The organism is Streptosporangium sp. NPDC006013, from assembly GCF_040614275.1.
Taxonomy (GTDB): Bacteria; Actinomycetota; Actinomycetes; order Streptosporangiales; family Streptosporangiaceae; genus Streptosporangium.
In genome coordinates, this window is record NZ_JBEXUE010000176.1 from 1 (window position 1) to 18206 (window position 18206).

Genomic DNA, 18206 nt, shown 5'->3' on the forward strand with positions numbered 1-18206 from the left:
CCTGTGTTTCAGTTTGTGACCGCCCACGAGGCGGCGCCCAACGCCCAACCCCACCGGTCGCGTAGACGCCGCACTGCCGAAGATCAACACTTTGGTGGATCTCCGCCGATCGCATGGAGGGCATCGATGTACCCGCCACCGACGTCGAACCGGGTGATGTCCGGACCCTGTCACCGGCGACCCGCGGGAGTCGGCCGGACCCGACCGCGAGAGGGCTGACCGGTGAGGACGCGCTCAGGACATGTGGATGAGCTGCCCGGTGATGTAACGGGCCTGGTGCGAGGCCAGGAAGACGATGACCTCGGCGACCTCCTCCGGCCGGCCGACGTGCCGCAGCGGGCTGTTCGCGCGGACCGCCTCCTCGACGACCGGGGTGATCCAGCCGGTGTCGGTGGCGGGTGGGTGGACCATGTTCGCGGTGACGCCGTGGCGACCGAGTTCGGCGGCGGCGGACATCGTGTAGTTCTCCTGGGCCGCCTTGGCCGCGCCGTACGAGACCTCCTCGGGGAAGCCGCCGGAGCTTCCAGAGGTGAGACCGATGATCCGGCCCCAGGTGGCGCCGCGGCCTACGTGGCGGCGGGCGAACTCGGCGATCAGCAGGGCAGGGGCGCGCACGTCCACCGCGAACTGCCGGTCATGGGAGTCGGCGTCGACGGGGCGCAGCGCGCGCCCGAAGCGGTCGCGCGCGCTGGGCAGGAAGGTGTCGGCCAGCCAGCCACTGGCGTTGTTGATCAGGATCTCCACCGGCCCGAAGGCCGCCTGTGCCCGGTCGAACAGCAGGCTCGCGACGTCCGGCTGTGCCAGGTCGGCCTCGATGGCCTCGGCCCGGCCGCCACCGGCCCGGATCCGGGCCACGACCTCGTCGGCGCTCTGTGCCCGCAGCCTGCCGTAGGCGTCGGGGAAGGCCGGATCGTCGATGTGCTCGGCCGGGTCCAGTCGTTTGTAGGTGAGCAGCACCGCCGCTCCACACGCGGCCAGCGCGATGGCGGTCGCCGCGCCGATGCCCTGGTTCGCGCCGGTGACCAGTGCCACCCGGCCGGTCAGCCGAGGATCGATCATGGCCGCATCCTGGCACCCGCAGGGGCGGACCGGCCACCGGTTTTCCCCACCGCCCGCCCGGACGGGGACCGGTCACGGCAGTGGGTACGCCCGTCGGGGATGCTCGCCACGCTCGATCGCCAGTGCCCCGTCCAGTCGGCGCCGCTGCTCTTCGGTCAGCAGCGGCAGTGTCTCGGCGAAGTCCAGTTCGTCCTTGGGGCGTCGGTCTCTGACCTTGAAGAGAAAAAGCCTCTCGAAATGGTGTGAACACGGCGCGGGTGGCCGTCTCCGTTCGCCGTCGGCCACGCCGCTCCGGTCTGATCGGCTATCCGATTTCCCGGTCAGGGACCGCGTAACCCGGAACGGACGGCCAGCGGACGGTGAGCACCACCGATTCCTCCTCTGCGTACCAGGAGTGATCGACACCATGACCCCACACGACGTAGTCCCCCCGCTTGGCCAACAGCACGCTACGTCCTGGCAGTTCCACCCGGAAACGGCCACTGATCAACATGAGCAGCGCCGTACGCTTCTCGCCGGTGACCCATTGCGCACGCTCGTCGCCACGCGGATGGACGCCCCACTTGATCTCGACATCACCGCTGTGCCGGACGTCATCGGTCGGTTTGAAATGTCCGAGCAGCCAACCGCGGTCATCGGCCGCATCCACGTCCGCACTACCCACGTACACGTTCTCCAGCACGGAGCGTGACGCTAGCACGGCACCCGTCTTTCCACTCGGGAAACGGCTCCGGGGCGATCAGAGGCGGATCATCAAGGCCCCAAGCGGGGCAGGCCGCCCGTGGTGATCGTTCTTGTGCCGGCGGGGCATGGGCGGCGCCGTCGCGCTGAACCCTACGCTCGCGGAGGTTGATCGATGTCGAGGTCTACGTATTGGGTACAGCATATGTCGTACAGAGTGCGTGGTTCTACACTTGGGTCACGTTACCAACGGATCATCGAATTCGACTCGCGGCGGGCAACCGGGCGAGGAGGAACGGAGGCGTCATGGCAGAGGAGCGTGCGCTGCCCCCCGTCGTGGCGCGGATGTGGGGGCGCGAGGCCGTGTCGCGCCACGGGCCGCGACCGAGCCTCGACGCGGCCAGGATCATCGCCGCCGCGATCGAGATCGCCGACACCGAGGGGTTGCCGGGCGTCCGGATGAGCAGCGTCGCCTCCCGCGTGGGGGTGGCGACGATGTCCCTGTATCGCTATGTCGGCAGCAAGGAGGAGTTGCTGACGGTCATGGCCGACGCCGCGGTCCCCGAACCCCCCGAACTCGGCGGGCTGCCGTGGCGGGAGTACCTCGTGACATGGACCCGCGCCAACCGTGACTTCCTCCTCGCCAGGCCGTGGATGCTGCTCGTCGCCCGCCTCACCCCGCCCATGGGGCCGCGGAGCCTACGCTGGCTCGACCGGGCGCTGGCCGCACTCGCCGACACGGGGTTGGACGCGGGTGAGAGGGTCAACGTCGCGAGCACCCTCGGCGGGTACGCCCTCAGTGAGGCCACGTTCGTGCACGGGATGAGCAGCGAGCGGGGGGGCGGTGGTGACGCCGGGGTCGTGGGAATGGCGGAGTACAGCGAGGTCCTCGCCGAGGTCATCGACCCGGAGGGTTATCCCGAACTGTTCGCCGCGATCCACTCCAATGCCTTCGGAGACGACGCCGAATGGGTCGGCGACGACGACTTCACCTTCGGCCTCGACCTCCTGCTCGACGGTGTCGAAACGCTCATCGCGCGCCGGACCACGGCCTGAAGGACCGCGCTCCCACCGGTCGGCCATGGCGATTTCCCGCGCCGCTCGGCTGAACTCCCAAAAGGAGCCCAAGGCTGACATGTGGGCGAACATGGCCCTGCCTTCCTCGGGTCGAATCTGTATCAAGGGTGGGAATCCCTCCGCGGGAGCGAGCGGTTCAGTCGGCGGAGAGCGTCAGCGAGATCTCCGACGCGGCGGCGCGGATGAGCTCGATCATGCGGTCGCGACGTGTCTGATCCGTTCGGAACATCGGGGCCGCGGTGCCGATCGACGCGACCACGGCTCCATGAGAGGTGATCGCGGCCGCGGTGCCCCAGATGCCCTCGTCCACCTCCTCGAAGCTCTCGGTCCAGCCGCGCAGATGAGTCCGGTCCAGTTCCTCGTCCGACAGGAGGGCGGCTCGGGCCGGTGACAGGCCGGGTAGTATTCCGGCGAGGATGGAGGCGCGCTCGGCGCGGCTCATCGAGGCGAGCAGGATCCGTGACATCGAGCCGGCGTGGAGCGGCATCGGCTGCCCCTTGTCGAACTGCAGTCGCACCGGGCGGCGCGACTCCGCGCGCTCGACACAGTAGGCCGCCTCGCCCCCGGAACGGGCGATCAGGACCGTCTCGTCGATCTCATCGCGCACCCGGGTGATGACGGGCAGGGCGGCCTCGGTGAGCGGCGCCCGCGCGGCCTCACAGGCCCGTCCCAGGTTCAGCGCCAGGTCCGTAACCCGGTACGACTTTCCGGAGGCGCGGTCGAGCAGCCCGACCTCCCTCAGCAGGGCGACGTACCGATAGGTGGAGGTCGTGGCGAGGCCGAGCTCCGCGGCCAGGTCCGCCACCGTCCAGGTCGGGTGCGCCTCGGTGAAGCAGAGCAACGTCTGGAGCAGCTTCCGGCCGCTACCCGCGCCCGCGACCCGGTGTGCCGACTCCTCCGTCATGCACTCTCCTCGGGGCTGAGGCGGCCTGTTTTCACCATGCGAGACGGTGGGTCGTCATATTGACGCATCTTCAGGACGCTTATTAGGGTTTATCCCACAATATGGTGAGGATGTTACCACATTATGGAAATAATCGACTCCTCTGCTGCCGACGAGCGGGTCCCCCAGGGCTCGTCCGCCAACGACATGAACACCGTCGTGGTCGCCGGCATGGGGCCGGTCGGCATGGTCGCCGCGTTGAAACTGGCCCAGCTCGGCCATCAGGTGCTCGTGCTGGAAGCCGGGCCCGACCTCGCCGAGGAGTCCCGGGCGTCGACCTTCCACCCGTCCTCCCTGGAGCTGCTCGAACAGCTCGGTGTGGTGGACGAGCTGCACGAGGTCGGCCTCAAGGCGCCCGTCTTCCAGTACCGGGAGCGGACCGGCGCCGTCCTCTCCGAGATGGACATGTCCCTGCTGGCCGATGAGACGAGATACCCGTACCGCCTGCAGAGCGAGCAGAACAACCTCACCCGGATCATCCGCGACAGGCTCCTGCCGATGCCGAACGTGACCCTGCGGTTCTCCAGCCCGGTCCAGCGGGTCGAGCAGGGCGACCGGCACGCCCGGATCTTCCTGCCGGACACCGACCGCGACCACCCGATCCTCGCCCGCTGGCTGGTCGCGGCGGACGGCGCGCAGTCCAGCATTCGCAGGTCGCTGGGCATCTCCTTCGAGGGGCGCACCTACGACGAGCGCTTCCTGGTCCTGTCGACCACCCACGACTTCCGCGCGGACCTCCCGGACCTGGCGTACGTGTCGTACATCTCGGATCCACAGGAGTGGGGTGTGCTGCTGCGCACCCCCGGCCACTGGCGCGTGCTGTTCCCGGTGCGGGACGCGGAGAGCGACGAGCACGCTCTGTCCGCGGCGGTGACGCAGGACCGGTTGCAGCGGATCGTGGCCAGGCCGGAGCCGTACGACATCCCGCACGCCTCGATCTACAAGGTCAACATGCGGGCCGCCGCGACGTTCGCGGTCGGGCGGATCCTGCTGGCCGGTGACGCCGCCCATGTGAACAACCCGCTCGGCGGCATGGGCATGAACAGTGGCATCCACGACGCGTGGGCCGCGGCGCTCTGTATCGACGCCGCGCTCGGCGGAACCGACGCCGACCATGTCGCCCGGCTCTACAGCGAGCTGCGCCGGGACGCCGCGCTCAACCACGTACAGGCCGCCGCGCAGCGGAACTACGACTCGATGCGTGAGGACGACGACGCCGAGCGTGAGGCGCGTGCCGAGTCGCTGTCCGCCATGGATCGGGACCTGCTCGACAAACGGCGGCATCTCCGCCGGTCGGCGATGTTCACCTCGTTGCGTATCACCCTCGGCCGCCTCGCGCGTGAATTGCACGCGGTACGCGAAGGGGACCGTCCCGCAGGCCGCCGGCTCTCCGAGCTGCTGTGCCACGGACCGGTTCTCGCGCCCGGCGCCCACGACGGTGTGACGGTCAGGGCGGTGCAGAAGGCCGGCTTCGCGGCCGCGTACGTCTCCGGTTCCGCGGTGTCGGCGGTCGCCCTCGGCCAGCCCGATCTCGGCTACCTCGGCCTGGCCGAGATGGCGGAGCAGGTACGCCGGATGGCCTCGATCAGCGACCTCCCGCTGATCGTGGACGGCGACACCGGCTACGGCGGCGTGCTCCAGGTCGGTGCGGCCGTCACCAGGCTCGAACACGCGGGTGCCGCGGCGGTTCAGTTCGAGGACCAGGTCGCGCCGAAGCGCTGCGGGCAGACGAGCGGCCGCCAGGTCGTCCCGATCGAGGAGATGGTCGCCAAAATCGAGATGGCCGTCACCCGCCGGCGCTCCACCCTGGTCATCGCCCGTACGGACGCGCTGGCCGTGGAGGGCCTCGAATCCGCGCTCGCGCGGGTGCGCGCCTACGCCGCCGCCGGCGCGGATCTCGTCTTCGTCGAGGGCGCCTACACCGAGGAGTCGCTGCGTACCATCCGCGCCGCCGTCCCGGGCACTCCACTGATGATCAATCTCAGTGAGGCGGGTGATCATTCCGCACTGCCGCCGACCCGGATTCTCCAGGAGTGCGGGGTCGGTCTGCTGATCTATCCGGTCGCGCCGATCCTCGCCTCCGCGCAGGCCGCGGCCCAGACCTACCAGGCCATCCGGAGCACCGGAAGGTCCGACCGGACGGGTACGGAGTGGTCACGCTTCACCGACCTGCTCGGCCTGCCCGGGCAACTCGCGGAGGCCGAACTCCTCGCCGCGTCCGCCGCGCTCGCCACGTCCACGCGGACCGGCGCTCCGGAAGGGAGCCACGCAGGCGGTGGATCTCCACCGGAGCGCTTCTGATCGGGGGAACTCGTGGTGCGGGTCGAGCAAGCCTACGGAGAGAGCGACGGAGGACGCTGAGGGGATCGCCGGCGGGGAAGGTGGGCGGTGGCCCGTGTGGGGGCCGCGGTGGCGGGCAGGTTCTGCTGGTGGAGGGCCGGAATCGACGGGGCTGAGCTGTCATGATGCTGGTGGGGACGTCTGGCTGGCAGTATGCCGACTGGCGCGGGGCGCTCTATCCGCCTGGCCTGCCCCAGCGGCTGTGGCTGGAGCGGTATGCCGAGTGTTTCGAGACGACCGAGAACAACAACACCTTCTACCGGCTGCCGGCGCGCGAGACGTTCGAGAAGTGGCGGGACCGCACCCCGGACACGTTCGTCATGGCGATCAAGGCGAGCCGCTTCCTCACCCATGTCAGACGGCTGAAGGATCCCGAGGAACCCGTCGAGCGCCTGCTGGCGGCGGCCGAGGGGCTGGGAGCCAAGCTCGGGCCGATCCTCCTGCAGCTTCCGCCGACGTTGCCGGCCGATCCCGGCAGGCTCGCCGCGTGCCTTCGCTGCTTTCCCGCCCATGTGCGGGTCGCCGTCGAGTTCCGGCACGCGTCATGGTGGAGCGATTCCGTCCGCGAGGTGCTGTCAGCCCACGGTGCGGCCCTGTGCTGGGCCGACCGGCTCGGCCGCCCGCAGACACCCCTGTGGCGGACCACCGACTGGGCCTACCTGCGCTTCCACGAGGGCCGAGCACACCCCTGGCCCGCGTACGGCGACGGCGCGCTCCGTTCCTGGCTGCGCCGCCTGGGCCGGGAATGGGATGAGCGCTGCGATGTCCATGTGTACTTCAACAACGATCCGGGCGGCGCCGCGGTGCGCAACGCCGTCCGATACGCGGAACTCGCGCGCGCCGAGGGGTGGCCGGTGAGTCGCACGCCGGCCCGGATCCAGGCACCCGAGGAAACGGCGCTCGCCCGGTGACGCTCCCGCTACCGGAATGCGGGCCAGTGCTTCGGCCTTCAGACCGGGGAGGACGTCAAGGCACACGGAGAATCAGCCAGGCTCGCCACCGCCCGGCAGGGTGACGGTCACCACCAGGCCGCCGCCGGCCCGCGGGCGGGCGGCGACCTCACCCCCGTGCGCGCGGGCCACCGAGCGCACGATGGACAGGCCCAGCCCTGCCCCCTTGGCGGTGACCATGCGCTCGGCGCCCAGCCGCCGGAACGGCTCGAACAGCGCGGGAAGCTCGTACGGCGGCACCGCAGGCCCGCTGTTGCTCACCTCGACCTCGGCCCTGCCGTCGGCTCTGACACGGCTGGTCGCCCGCACCCAACCGCCCTCCTTGGCGTTGTGCCGCACTCCGTTCTCCACCAGGTTGTGCACCATCCGCTCAAGCAGCAGGGCATCCCCCAGCGTGAGCGCCTCCCCCGCGTGCTCGGTGATCTCGATCCCGGCCTGCCCGGCCTCGGGCGCGCACTGCACCACGACATGGCTGAGCACGTCGGCCAGATCGACGGGAAGCCGCTCGGTGATCTCGTTCTCCGATCCGGCCAGCAGCAGCAGCCCGACGATGAGCCGCTCGTGCCTGATGTTGATCTCCAGCAGGTTCTCGCCAAGCTGCTTGACGTCCTCGGAGGCCGACTTGCGGTGCATGGCCAGCTCGACCAGCGCCCGGCCCAGGGTGAGCGGGGTGCGCAGCTCGTGGGAGGCGTTGGCGACGAAGCGCCGCTGCCCGTCGAAGGAGCGGTCCAGCCGCTCGACCATGACGTCGAAGGTGTCGGCCAGATCCTTGACCTCGTCGTCGGGCCCGCGCAGGGCGATCCGCTCGTGCAGTCCCCGGTCGGCGGCGGGGGCCGCGGCGATCCGCCTGGCGGTCTCGGTCACCTGGTGCAGGGGTGCCAGGACCCGGCCGGTGACCAGCCAGCCGAAACCCGCCGCGGCGCCGCCGACGACCAGCAGCGCGATGCCGCCCAGGGTGAGCATCGAGGTGGTGGCGGCCTCGTGCAGGGTGCTCTGCTGCTGCCTCATCCACTGCTCCGCCTGCTCCGCGCCAAACCGGGTGGCCGACGGCGGGCCGTACATGACGTCGGCGGTGGGCGTCGAGCGTCCGATGGTGATGATCTTTGTCTTGGAGGTGAGCTGCTGGCTGAAGAGTGTGTAGGTGGTACCGAGCAGCACGATCCCGGCCACCAGGAACAGCCCGCCGTAGATCAGGGTCAGCCGGGCCCGCAGCGTGATGCGGCGCGGCAGCAGTGTCCGGGACCTCACGGGATGCGATACCCCACTCCGGTGACGGTCTCGATGACCGGGGGGTCGGCGAGCTTGCGGCGCAGCTTGAGGATGGTGAGCCTGACGGCACCGGTGAACGGGTCGGCGTACTCGTCCCACGCCTTCTCCAGCAGGTACTCGGCGGGAACCACCGCGCCGTCGGCGCGCAGCAGCTCGGCCAGCACGGCGAACTCCTTCTTGGCCAGCGGCACGTAGCGGCTGTCGCGGAACACCTCGCGGCGTGCGGGGTCCAGGGTGATGCCCGCGCGGCGCAGCACCGGCGGCGTGGCGGGGCGGCACCGGCGCCCGAGCGCCAGCACGCGGGCGGCCAGTTCGGGGAAGGCGAACGGCTTGCTGAGATAGTCGTCGGCGCCCAGCGACAGGCCCTCGACCCGGTCGGTGATCTCGGCGGCCGCGGTCAGCATCAGCACCCGCGCGCCGGTCCCCGCCTCGACCAGTTCCCGGCAGACCTCGTCGCCGTGTACGGCCGGCAGGTCCCTGTCCAGCACGACCACGTCGTAGTCGTTGACGCCCGCCCGCTCCAGCGCCGCCGCTCCGTCGAGGGCGACGTCGACCGCGTGGGTCTCCTCGCGCAGCCACTCCGCGATCGCCTCGGCGAGCAACGGCTCGTCCTCCACCACCAGAACTCGCATGCCTCCATGGTGGCCGCCCCGGCGTTTCCTCCACGTTAGCGATCGTTCCTGGAAACGCCGGGGAAACACCGCACCCGCTTGCATCACCTCCCGAAGGGCCGGAAACGCTCCGGCCGCGCCTTGAGGAGACGACACCATGCGACTGCGGACGCACCATGCGCTGGCGGCACTGCTACTGGCCCTGACCGTGACCGGATGCGGTGCCGCGCCCGAAACCGGCACGGTGGCCTCGGCCGACGGCGGGGCCAAGCAGGCGGGCGGCAGCGCCGCCCCGACCCTGAGCCAGGAGGAGAAGGGAGTGAGGTTCGCCCAGTGCATGCGGGAGAACGGCGTGCCCATGGAGGACCCGGAGGGGGGCCGCATCCAGCTCAAGTTCGACAAGAACAGCGGCGTCGACAGGGCCACGGTGGACAAGGCCATGCAGGCATGTCAGGAGTTCAACCCGCAGGGCGACAAGTCCGGGGCCGCCGACCCCAAGGCGGAGGAGCGAGGCCGCGCCTACGCGGCCTGCATGCGCGAGAACGGCCTGGAGAGCTTCCCCGACCCCAAGCCGGGCCAGCGCGGCATCATGATCACCCCCGAGATCGGTGAGGACCCCGACTTCCCCGCCGCCCAGCAGAAGTGCCAGGACATCATGACGGCCGGCGGCCCGCAGTGACCACGGAGGAGACCCGTCCACGACGTCGCGCGCGCCGCGGTGGAAAGATCGTCCTGGCGATCGTCGCCATGGCCGTGGGCGGCGCGGCCGCCGCCGGCGTGCTGGGCATGGGCGACGGCACCGCGGCCGACGCCCCCGCCACCCGGCTGCCGCCCAAGACCGCCCCGGTGACCAGGCAGACGCTCACCGACACGCACACCGCCGACGGCGCGCTCGGTTACGGCACCACCAGCACCGCCACCAACCGGCTGCCCGGCACCCTCACCCACCTGCCGGGCACCGGCGACCGTGTCACCCGTGGCAGAGCGCTGTACCAGGTGGACGACAGGCCGGTCGTGCTGATGTACGGCACACTGCCCGCCTACCGGACGATGCGGATCGGCGACGAGGGCCCCGATGTCAAGCAACTGGAGAGGAATCTGAAGGCGCTGGGCTACACCGGCTTCACGGTCGACGACGAGTACACCTACTCCACCGCCGAGGCCGTCAGGCAGTGGCAGGAGGACCGGGGGCTGGAGGAGAGCGGCGAGGTCGAACTCGGCCGGGTGATGTTCGCCCCCGGCGCGATCCGCGTCGAAAGCCTCCAGGCGGGAGAGGGCGACCCGACAGGCCCGGGACGCAAGGTGCTGACCTACTCCGGCACGGCCAAGGCCGTCACCGTCGAGCTCGACGCCTCCGAGCAGCGACTGGCCAAAAAGGGCGGCAAGGTCACCGTCACGCTCCCCGACGACACCACCATCGGCGGCCGCGTCAAGGAGGTGTCCACCGTGATCAAGCCGGGTGGCCAGGGCCAGAGCCCCACGACCAGCGTGGAGGTGGTCGTCGAACTGCGCGGTGGGAAGGCGCAGAAGGCGGCCGCCGCCTACGCCATGGCCTCGGTCGATGTCACCTTCACCGCGGGCAGGCGCAAGGACGTGCTGGCCGTCCCGGTCGCCGCGCTGCTGGCGCTGCGGGAGGGCGGCTTCGGCGTCGAGATCGTCAACGGCTCGACGTCCTCCTACGTCCCGGTCACGACGGGCCTGTTCGCGGCCGGCCAGGTGGAGATCTCCGGTGACGGGATCACCGAGGGAGCCGTCGTGGGGATGCCGAAGTGATCTCGCTGAGCGACGTGACAAAGGTCTATCCCGGCGGCGTCACCGCGCTGGCCGGCGTCTCACTGGACATCGGCGCCGGCGAGCTCGTCGCCATCGTGGGCCCCTCGGGCTCGGGCAAGTCCACCATGCTCAACGTGCTCGGCACCCTGGACCGACCCACCACGGGCAGCGTGCGCATCGACGGCTACGAGGTGGGCAGGCTCGGTGACGCCGGGTTGTCGGCGCTGCGGGCCACCCGGATCGGCTTCGTCTTCCAGCAGTTCCACCTCGCCGCGCGCGTCACGGCGCTGGACAACGTGGCCGACGGGCTGCTCTACTCCGGCCTGCGGCCGAGCGAGCGGCGGCGCAGGGCGGCGGCGGCGCTGGAGCGGGTCGGGCTGGGCCACCGGATGGACCATGAGCCGCACGAGTTGTCCGGCGGCGAGCGCCAGCGCGTCGCGGTGGCGCGGGCGGTGGCGGGCGACCCCCCGCTCCTGCTGGCCGACGAGCCGACCGGCAACCTCGACTCCGCCTCGGGGGCCGGGGTGATGGAGCTGATGCGCGGCCTGCACGCGGGAGGCACCACCGTGGTGATCATCACGCACGACCGGGAGATCGCCGAGTCACTGCCCCGCCGGGTGCGGATGCGCGACGGCCGCGTGACCTTCGACAGCGCGCGGCCCGAGGCCGCGGTCTCGGAGGTGGGGCGATGACCGCCGAGATGCTGCGACCGGCCGGGATGTGGCCGCGCGATGTGCTCAAGGTGGGCGTGGTGGGCCTGCGCACCCGGCCGATGCGGGCGTTCCTGTCCGCGCTGGGGATCGCCATCGGCATCTCCGCGATGGTCGCCGTGGTCGGCATCTCCTCCTCCTCGCGTGCCGATCTGGACCGCACCCTGTCCGAGCTGGGCACCAACCTGCTGACCGTCTCGCCCGGCACGACGATGACCGGCGAGCAGGCCAGGCTGCCGGCCGAAGCCGAGGCGATGGTGGGCAGGATCGCTCCGGTGGAGTCGGTCTCGGCCATCGGGCGGGTGGCCGACGCCGACGTCTACCGCACCGGAAAGATCCCCAAGGCGGAGACGAACGGGATCGCGACCTACGCCACGCGGACCGAGCTGCCCGCCACCGTCGGGGCTGAGATCCGTAGCGGTACCTGGCTCAACGCCGCCACCGCCTCCTATCCGGCGACGGTGCTGGGCGCGGTCACCGCGCAACGCCTCGGGATCGGCCACGCGGGGCCCGACACCCAGGTAATGGTCGGCGGGGTGTGGTTCACCGTTGTCGGCATCCTGGCCCCGGCGCCGCTGGCGCCCGAACTGGACACCGCGGCACTGGTCGGCTGGCCGGTGGCCGAGTCCAGGCTGGGCTTCGACGGCCGCCCGACCGTCGTCTACACCCGCTCGCGGGACGCGGAGGTGGAGGCGGTTGCTCAGGTGCTCGGCGCCACCGCCAACCCGGAGGCCCCCAACGAGGTCGACGTGTCGCGTCCCTCCGACGCGCTGGCCGCCAAGCAGGCCGCCGACGCGGCCTTCACCGGGCTGCTGCTCGGCGTGGGCGGGGTGGCGCTGCTGGTCGGCGGGGTCGGGGTGGCCAACACCATGGTCATCTCGGTGCTGGAACGGCGCGGCGAGATCGGCCTGCGCCGCTCCCTGGGGGCGACCAAGGGGCAGATCCGCACCCAGTTCCTCGCCGAGTCGCTGCTGCTGTCGGCGCTGGGCGGGATCGCGGGCGCGTTGCTGGGCGTGGCGGTCACGGCGGGATACGTCACCTCGGTGTCGTGGCCTGTGGTGATCCCGGCGTGGGCGGTGCTCGGCGGGATGGGCGCCACGCTGGTCATCGGCGTGCTGGCCGGCCTGTACCCGGCGATCCGCGCCTCCCGCCTGTCGCCCACCGAGGCGCTGACGCAGCCATAGCCGTACGAGGAAGCTGTGGGTGACGTGTTCGACTACGACGGAGGGACCGGCCTGTGGTCGGCGGTGAGCAATGGGGCAAGAGCCTCCTGGAGATCGTCCGGGCTCCGGAAGTGAACGGCCGTCATCCCCGGCCTCCGAGGTTCGACCTTAAGGATCTTCCAGTGGTGGGCCAGAACCCGGTCGATGTGGAGGGTTGGTGGCACCGGCATCGAACCATCGCGGGGAGGGGTACGTCATGAGGGCATGAGACATCGGCTACTCGTCGTTCTGCTTCTGATGACCGGGATCCTGGTGATCGCTCCCGGTACGGCATGTGCCTGTTCCTGCGCTCTCCTCGAACCGGCCGAGCAGGTGAAGGGGGCGGCGGCCGTCTTCACCGGGACGGTGGTGGCCGCTCGCCGGGTCGAAGGAGACCCGCTCGGTCCCCCACCGCCGGTCGTCTACACCTTCCGGGCCGACCAGATCTACAAGGGGAAGGCGAGCGCCGAGTTCGAGGTGGCCACCAACGCCGACAGCGCCGCGTGCGGATACAACTTCGTCACCGGGTCGCGGTACCTGGTGTTCGCCGCCGCCGGCCAGTCGGGCCTGCTCACGGCCGATCCGGGGGTGGCACTGAACACCTCGCTCTGTGCCGGTAACCTGCTGGTCAGCCCGGGTGATGCCGCGTTGCGTGCCGGGGACGACCTGCCGAGCGGGGAGTCGCTCGCCGCGGAACTCGTCACCGCTCTCGGTACGGCGACCCCACCCCCGGCGACCCCGCCCTCGACGGCCGTCGCCACTCCTGCACCGGACGCCTCCGGCAGCGGCGGCCAGCCGATCCCGATCTGGATCTACGCGGGGGTGGCCGTGACGGGCGCCGGCCTCACCTTCACCGGGTGGCGGTTCTCCCGGCGGCGCGGACGGAACAGGCGCCTGCCGGACTAGGCGTACCGACCGGGCGGGCCGGTGACGCGACTGAAGGACGCCTCGCGACGGACGGGAAGATCCACAGAACACCATGCGGTCGTCATGGTGCGGGCCGCCTCCCCGGGATACGGGCTCGTCCGGGGAGGCGGCACAGAACTCAGAGGCCGTAGGTGGAGAACAGGTTGGTGGTCGGCCAGGTGGTGACCGCGTTCGCGGCCTTGTGCAGCAGGGAGTCGATGTCGCCGTAGCCGAGGCCCGAGGGGTCGTCACGCTGGTCGAACAGCACCACCCAGCTCAGCCCGTCGTACCTGCGGACCATGAGGGTCGAGGTGCCGGGCAGCGACCCGGTGTGCCAGGTGTTCATGCCGCCGGTGACCGGGCGCACCTGCCAGCCCAGACCGTAGTACCAGCCGTCCGCGTTGACCCCGATGGACGGCTTGGCGAACGTCCTGGTGATGGACGCCGCGGTGAGCGGTCCCGCGCCGTCGAAGATCGTGCTGAACTTCGCCAGGTCGACGGCGGAGGAGAGCCAGCCGCCGTGCGCGGCCATGTTCTCGATGTTGAAGCTCCCGTAAGGGGCGGGCACCACGGTGCCGGAGGTGTCGAGCACCGTCGCCCCGGTCTTCCCGGAGAAGTACGGAGCCTCCGTCGACCGCCTCTGGCTCTTCGCGGATCTGCCGAGCGCCATCCGCTTGATCTTGACGGCGCCGAGGACCTTCTGCTGTACATAGTCGGCGTACGACAGGCCGCTGACCTTTTCGATGATCTTCTCAAGCAGCAGGTAGCCGTAGTTCGAGTAGGCGTACCTCGTTCCGGGGGCGTGGTCGACCGACGACGGCTGACTTAGAATTACATCACCCGTGTCGCGTCACCAGCCGCAGGCGCGGGGTCCCCTCACGTCCGGAGAAGCCGGAGTCGAGGAGAGGCTCATGTCCCGTAGGCACATCGTCACCGCAGGGTGTGTTCTGACGCTCACCGCACTTACCTCGTCGGTCGTCCCGGCTGTCGTCCCGGTCCGGGAGGCGAGCGCCTTTGCCACCTCGTCCACCGGGAAACGGAAACCACCGCCCGATCCCATCAAACGGCTACCACCGGGCATGATCGAAGCACTCCAACGCGACTTCGGTCTCACCAGGGCACAGGCCGAGACCCGGCTGCGCAACGAGGCCCGGCTGACGGTGGTCGAAGCGAGGCTCCGCGACATGCTCGGCGGCTGCTTCGGCGGATCCTGGCTCATGGGAACCCTCTCCGAGACCCTGGTGGTGGCCACCACCAGCACCGCCGACATCCCCCGCATCGTCGCGGCGGGCGCCCGACCCAAGGTCGTTGCCGCGTCGCTCGCGAAGCTCAGGGCGATCAAGCAGAAACTCGACGAGTCCCTGCCCAACCACCCGACCGGAGGAAGCGTCCGCTACGTCGACGTGAAGAGCAACAAGGTGGTCATCCTGTCCAGGCACGCCGAGGCGACCCGGCTCCTGGTCGCCTCCGTCCCGGTGGACAGGTCCCTGGTGGTCGTGCAGCCCTCCACGGAGACCCCTCGGCCCTTCTGACGCCCATCGGGACCGGTGTCCTGACGATCTCCGCCGCACCGCTCAGCCCGCGGAGCGAGCAGGACGGCCCACATCACTCTCGGCGACGGACGCCCACCGACATCGGCTGGTTCTCGTTCGGCGACCGAAGCGGCCGCGGGCCGCACGCGAGAGGCGTCAGTCGTCGACCCAGCCATGGGATCGGGCGAACGCCAGGAAATGCTGCCGGACCTGCCCGATCTGCGCGCCCGTCAGCGTGGGCGCGTGCTCGATGAGCAGCTCGGTGACCGCGCCGCTGAAGGACTTCGCCGACAGCACGTCACACACGCCGTCGTCGTCGCCGAGCTGCTGGGAGGCGACCGAGGAAGGCGTCACCGCGACCGGCCGGCGCACCGGCGGATCCACGAGGCTGACCGTCGACACCTTGAGGCCGCGCTCACCCTCCATGACCTCGTACTCCACCCGGAGGCCCGGCTGAACCACATGCCGGTTCTCACCGAAGTCGTTGGCGTGGAAGAACACATCCTCGCCTCCTCCGACAGCGGCGATGAAACCGTATCCGCGCACCTCGTCGAAACGGAGGATCGTACCGATTGCCACCACAACACCACCTACACAGAGAATTGCAACGCTCTACATGATCTTGCCGGAACCCTCCGGCCCAAGGATCCGGCCCGCCTGTCGCGCCGGATCACCGCTCTCCTCCTCATCGCTCTGCCTCCCACCACCCGACCGCCCGGGCACCCCACGACCGGATCCACGACCCGATCCGTGGGCGGTCCCGGCACCGGCCGCCTGCCGGGGCCCGCCGAGAGACCGGGCCCGCACCGTCCCCGTTCAGGCCGGACGACCCGATGCTAGCCCGGACGGCGCGCCGCGCGCATCGATCCACGATCACCTCGACCGCTTTCGCCGTCCGTTCGCCGGCTCTCCCGGCCGGCCGATGCGTCAGAGCTCGCTCGAAGCCTCAGCGGCCGGGGCGGTGTAGGCGGCCGTGACCCGATCCGCCGCGGCCCTCGCGCGGGCCTCGTCCGCACCCGCCTCGACGTCTGCCTCGTACCATCCCAGGCTGCTGAGAACCATGAACCCCCTGCCCTGGTCGGACGCCACCCACGCCCCGGCCTCCTGCGGGTCCACGGCCTGTCCTGACGACAGGTGGACGGCCAGGCCCACGAGTCCCAGGTCCCAGCCGACGCCGACCGCACCGGGCCCGAACTCCTCCCATCTGTCGTCGACATGAGCGACGTGCTCGAGCTCGAAACGCGTTCCGCCCCCGGGCTCGGCCGTCAGCCGGACTTCGATCCAGCTGACGTCCCCGCCGTACTCCCAGGTGGCGGCATAGCTCTTGGGCGGGTCGCAACGCTCGATCCTGCCACCCGCATTGCCCTGAAGCTGGTAGCGGCCATGGAGCCGCAGGTCACCGGAGATGGGCAGGAACCACCGGGGGATGCGCTCGGGGTTGGTGCAGGCGTCCCAGAGGTCTTCGATCTCGGTGTCGTATGTCTGGCTGACGGTCACGACACGCGCCTCGCCCGCCTCGAGCACGCGGCTGCCGACCCGCCGCCGTACGGCACTGATCTGCCCGGTGACATCGATCATCAATTACCTCCAGCGTGGAGACCCGGTCCTTCAGGGTCGGGAGGAAACGCGGCACGCTGCCGCACTTCCGGGTGGGTTGTGTAACCGTAGCCGTCTGCTCGTTGGAGTAGGCGGACGTGGCGGTGGCCGATGCCCTGCACGGTGCCGTGCCGGGTGGTGATGTTGAATTTTCCGGTGGTGCGGACCGCGACCCGTCCGGTGTGGACTCCGGCCTTCTTGCTGGTCGGGACGGTCGCGCGGACCAGGTCGCCGGTGGCGAACCCCTTGACCTGCTTGGTCCGGGGCAGCCGCAGGCGGGGGAAGCCGTAGCGGTCGGTGCGGGTACGGGCGTAGGTGCCGCGCCCGGTCGCCTTGACCACGAGCACGGTGGACGGCCAGGTGGTCACGGTGTCGAGCGAGCCGACGTGCAGCGCGTCCAACGTGTGGGACTTCGGCGCGCCGGTGCGGGAGCGGTTCCATTTGGTGCGCCCGCCGGAGGCGGTGTGAACGGGCAGGCCGGTCGCCTGCAGTGCCTGCCACAGTGCCCAGCGGGTGGTGTTGACGGCGGCGGCGTCGCGCAACGGCGCTTTGGCCTGCTTGAGGATTTTTGCGAGGAGGGCGGGTTTGTCCTTGAGGAACTCCTGCACGGGGGTGGCGTTCTTGGCCTGGTTGCAGCCGATGCAGGCCAGGGTGAGGTTGCTGATCCGGTCGGAGCCGCCCCGGCTGCGGGGGTGGATGTGGTCGAGGTTGAGCGGTACGCCGCTCGCGCCGCAGTAGGCGCAAGCGCGCCCCCACTTGGTGAGCAGGTATTCGCGGGCCTCGTATCCGGCGAGGGTGCCCTGCTGGTATTCGGCTCCTTCGAGCGGCCGTCCGGCTGATAGGGCGTGGGTGTCGAAGGAGACCTTCTCCACGTGGACGGCGGTGACGGGCGCCCACCGGGTCAGCCGCGCCACCTGCGACATGGTGGTGTCGACGCGGTGTCGCAGCGACGGCGCGAGCCACCCCTTCGGCTTGGTGTGGTTGGAGAAACGGGGCGCGCGGTAACGCAGGTTTTTACTGCGGCGTCGCCGCCGATACCGCGAGCGGGCGGTGAGCTTGTCGCGGATCGCCGCGCCCCGGTGGTCGAGCTGGAGCGCGTATCTGCCGGTCCGGCTCCCGTCGCGCTCGGTGAACACCACCAGGCCGGTGTGCTTGGAGCCGGGGTCGATGCCGACCTGTACGCCTGCCACGACGGAATCAGCTGCCGTGCGGTCCTTCAGTCGGATGACGAACGGGGTATGCCGGTGAACCACGGCCCGGCCGGAACGGAGGAGTTTGCGCGCGTAGGCAGGGCTCGTGGGTTGCAGCGGTTGGCCGTGCTTGTCCAGGACGAACACGACCGGGTGGGCTGGAGTGCCCGCTCCCTTCCCAGCCGAAGCCGGGTCGGGGTGACGCCGAGTAGACCGGGTGCCGGTCTGCTCGATCTCCCCTCGCCCAGGTTGAACACCAGGTACCGCCGCGAGGCGGTGTCCGTGAGCCGTTTCGTGCCCACCCTCGGGCGTGTCTGCTCCCACGGATTCCAGAGCGGCAGGCTGAGGAAGCACCCGCCGGTGGCTC

The 18206-nt window shown here is 70.4% G+C and carries 20 protein-coding genes; 11 read left to right on the forward strand and 9 right to left on the reverse strand.

Features of this window, described 5'->3' with window-relative positions:
- Positions 1 to 234: 234 nt before the first annotated feature.
- Positions 235 to 1059, reverse strand: a complete 825-nt coding sequence (locus ABZ260_RS25255; RefSeq protein ID WP_355622220.1) for an SDR family oxidoreductase — start codon at positions 1057 to 1059, stop codon at positions 235 to 237.
- Positions 1060 to 1158: 99 nt separating this feature from the next.
- Between ABZ260_RS25255 and ABZ260_RS25260 the strand changes: the two genes are divergently transcribed.
- Positions 1159 to 1305: a hypothetical protein gene (locus ABZ260_RS25260; protein WP_355622223.1), complete on the forward strand. Its 147-nt coding sequence runs from the start codon at positions 1159 to 1161 to the stop codon at positions 1303 to 1305.
- Between the two features lie 58 nt (positions 1306 to 1363).
- Here ABZ260_RS25260 and ABZ260_RS25265 read toward each other — a convergent pair whose 3' ends face one another.
- The gene (locus ABZ260_RS25265) at positions 1364 to 1741 is read right to left on the reverse strand and encodes a signal peptidase I (RefSeq protein ID WP_350964975.1); all 378 of its coding nucleotides are present in this window, start codon (positions 1739 to 1741) and stop codon (positions 1364 to 1366) included.
- Between the two features lie 305 nt (positions 1742 to 2046).
- Here ABZ260_RS25265 and ABZ260_RS25270 point away from each other — a divergent pair, with 305 nt between their 5' ends.
- Positions 2047 to 2796: a TetR/AcrR family transcriptional regulator C-terminal domain-containing protein gene (locus ABZ260_RS25270; protein WP_355622226.1), complete on the forward strand. Its 750-nt coding sequence runs from the start codon at positions 2047 to 2049 to the stop codon at positions 2794 to 2796.
- 157 nt (positions 2797 to 2953) lie between these two features.
- On the opposite strand, the gene ABZ260_RS25275 is transcribed toward ABZ260_RS25270, so the two are convergent.
- The gene (locus tag ABZ260_RS25275) at positions 2954 to 3721 is read right to left on the reverse strand and encodes an IclR family transcriptional regulator (RefSeq protein WP_355622229.1); all 768 of its coding nucleotides are present in this window, start codon (positions 3719 to 3721) and stop codon (positions 2954 to 2956) included.
- Between the two features lie 123 nt (positions 3722 to 3844).
- Between ABZ260_RS25275 and ABZ260_RS25280 the strand changes: the two genes are divergently transcribed.
- Together ABZ260_RS25280 and ABZ260_RS25285 are read left to right on the forward strand one after the other, a co-directional pair.
- Positions 3845 to 6061 carry an FAD-dependent monooxygenase gene (locus ABZ260_RS25280; protein ID WP_355622232.1) on the forward strand — a complete coding sequence of 739 codons (2217 nt, stop codon included), beginning with the start codon at positions 3845 to 3847 and terminating at the stop codon, positions 6059 to 6061.
- 164 nt (positions 6062 to 6225) lie between these two features.
- Entirely contained in the window at positions 6226 to 7011 is a 786-nt protein-coding gene (locus ABZ260_RS25285; RefSeq protein ID WP_355622265.1) for a DUF72 domain-containing protein, read from the forward strand.
- A gap of 72 nt (positions 7012 to 7083) precedes the next feature.
- On the opposite strand, the gene ABZ260_RS25290 is transcribed toward ABZ260_RS25285, so the two are convergent.
- Positions 7084 to 8298, reverse strand: a complete 1215-nt coding sequence (locus tag ABZ260_RS25290; protein ID WP_355622235.1) for an ATP-binding protein — start codon at positions 8296 to 8298, stop codon at positions 7084 to 7086.
- A complete protein-coding gene (locus ABZ260_RS25295) occupies positions 8295 to 8951 on the reverse strand; it encodes a response regulator transcription factor (RefSeq protein WP_350913772.1) in 657 nt (218 codons plus the stop codon). Before ABZ260_RS25295 ends, ABZ260_RS25290 begins: the two co-directional genes overlap by 4 nt.
- 136 nt (positions 8952 to 9087) lie before the next feature.
- Between ABZ260_RS25295 and ABZ260_RS25300 the strand changes: the two genes are divergently transcribed.
- The 5 genes from ABZ260_RS25300 to ABZ260_RS25320 all read left to right on the forward strand — a co-directional run bounded on the left by ABZ260_RS25300 (position 9088) and on the right by ABZ260_RS25320 (position 13521).
- On the forward strand, positions 9088 to 9609 hold the full coding sequence (locus tag ABZ260_RS25300) for a hypothetical protein (RefSeq protein WP_355622238.1): 522 nt from the start codon (positions 9088 to 9090) through the stop codon (positions 9607 to 9609).
- On the forward strand, positions 9606 to 10703 hold the full coding sequence (locus tag ABZ260_RS25305) for a peptidoglycan-binding domain-containing protein (protein ID WP_355622241.1): 1098 nt from the start codon (positions 9606 to 9608) through the stop codon (positions 10701 to 10703). The genes ABZ260_RS25300 and ABZ260_RS25305 overlap by 4 nt, the downstream gene beginning before the upstream one ends.
- A complete protein-coding gene (locus tag ABZ260_RS25310; protein ID WP_355622244.1) occupies positions 10700 to 11395 on the forward strand; it encodes an ABC transporter ATP-binding protein in 696 nt (231 codons plus the stop codon). Before ABZ260_RS25305 ends, ABZ260_RS25310 begins: the two co-directional genes overlap by 4 nt.
- Positions 11392 to 12597, forward strand: coding sequence for an ABC transporter permease (locus ABZ260_RS25315; protein ID WP_355622247.1), 1206 nt, complete (start codon positions 11392 to 11394; stop codon positions 12595 to 12597). The genes ABZ260_RS25310 and ABZ260_RS25315 overlap by 4 nt, the downstream gene beginning before the upstream one ends.
- 243 nt (positions 12598 to 12840) lie before the next feature.
- The gene (locus ABZ260_RS25320; RefSeq protein ID WP_355622250.1) at positions 12841 to 13521 is read left to right on the forward strand and encodes a hypothetical protein; all 681 of its coding nucleotides are present in this window, start codon (positions 12841 to 12843) and stop codon (positions 13519 to 13521) included.
- Between the two features lie 139 nt (positions 13522 to 13660).
- Here the strand turns inward: ABZ260_RS25320 and ABZ260_RS25325 are convergent, their stop codons facing one another.
- A complete protein-coding gene (locus ABZ260_RS25325; RefSeq protein WP_355622268.1) occupies positions 13661 to 14353 on the reverse strand; it encodes a serine hydrolase domain-containing protein in 693 nt (230 codons plus the stop codon).
- A gap of 79 nt (positions 14354 to 14432) precedes the next feature.
- Between ABZ260_RS25325 and ABZ260_RS25330 the strand changes: the two genes are divergently transcribed.
- Complete coding sequence (locus ABZ260_RS25330) at positions 14433 to 15053, forward strand: S1 family peptidase (RefSeq protein WP_355622253.1); 621 nt, start codon at positions 14433 to 14435, stop codon at positions 15051 to 15053.
- Between the two features lie 156 nt (positions 15054 to 15209).
- Here the strand turns inward: ABZ260_RS25330 and ABZ260_RS25335 are convergent, their stop codons facing one another.
- From ABZ260_RS25335 to iscB, 3 genes are all read right to left on the reverse strand, one after another.
- On the reverse strand, positions 15210 to 15632 hold the full coding sequence (locus tag ABZ260_RS25335; protein WP_355622256.1) for a cold shock domain-containing protein: 423 nt from the start codon (positions 15630 to 15632) through the stop codon (positions 15210 to 15212).
- Between the two features lie 348 nt (positions 15633 to 15980).
- Positions 15981 to 16631: an SRPBCC family protein gene (locus ABZ260_RS25340; protein WP_355622259.1), complete on the reverse strand. Its 651-nt coding sequence runs from the start codon at positions 16629 to 16631 to the stop codon at positions 15981 to 15983.
- The gene (iscB, locus tag ABZ260_RS25345; protein WP_355622262.1) at positions 16631 to 17986 is read right to left on the reverse strand and encodes an RNA-guided endonuclease IscB; all 1356 of its coding nucleotides are present in this window, start codon (positions 17984 to 17986) and stop codon (positions 16631 to 16633) included. The genes ABZ260_RS25340 and iscB overlap by 1 nt, the downstream gene beginning before the upstream one ends.
- Between iscB and ABZ260_RS25350 the strand changes: the two genes are divergently transcribed.
- A partial coding sequence (locus ABZ260_RS25350) for a hypothetical protein (RefSeq protein WP_355622271.1) occupies positions 17960 to 18206 on the forward strand: 247 nt, incomplete at its 3' end. The genes iscB and ABZ260_RS25350 overlap by 27 nt on opposite strands.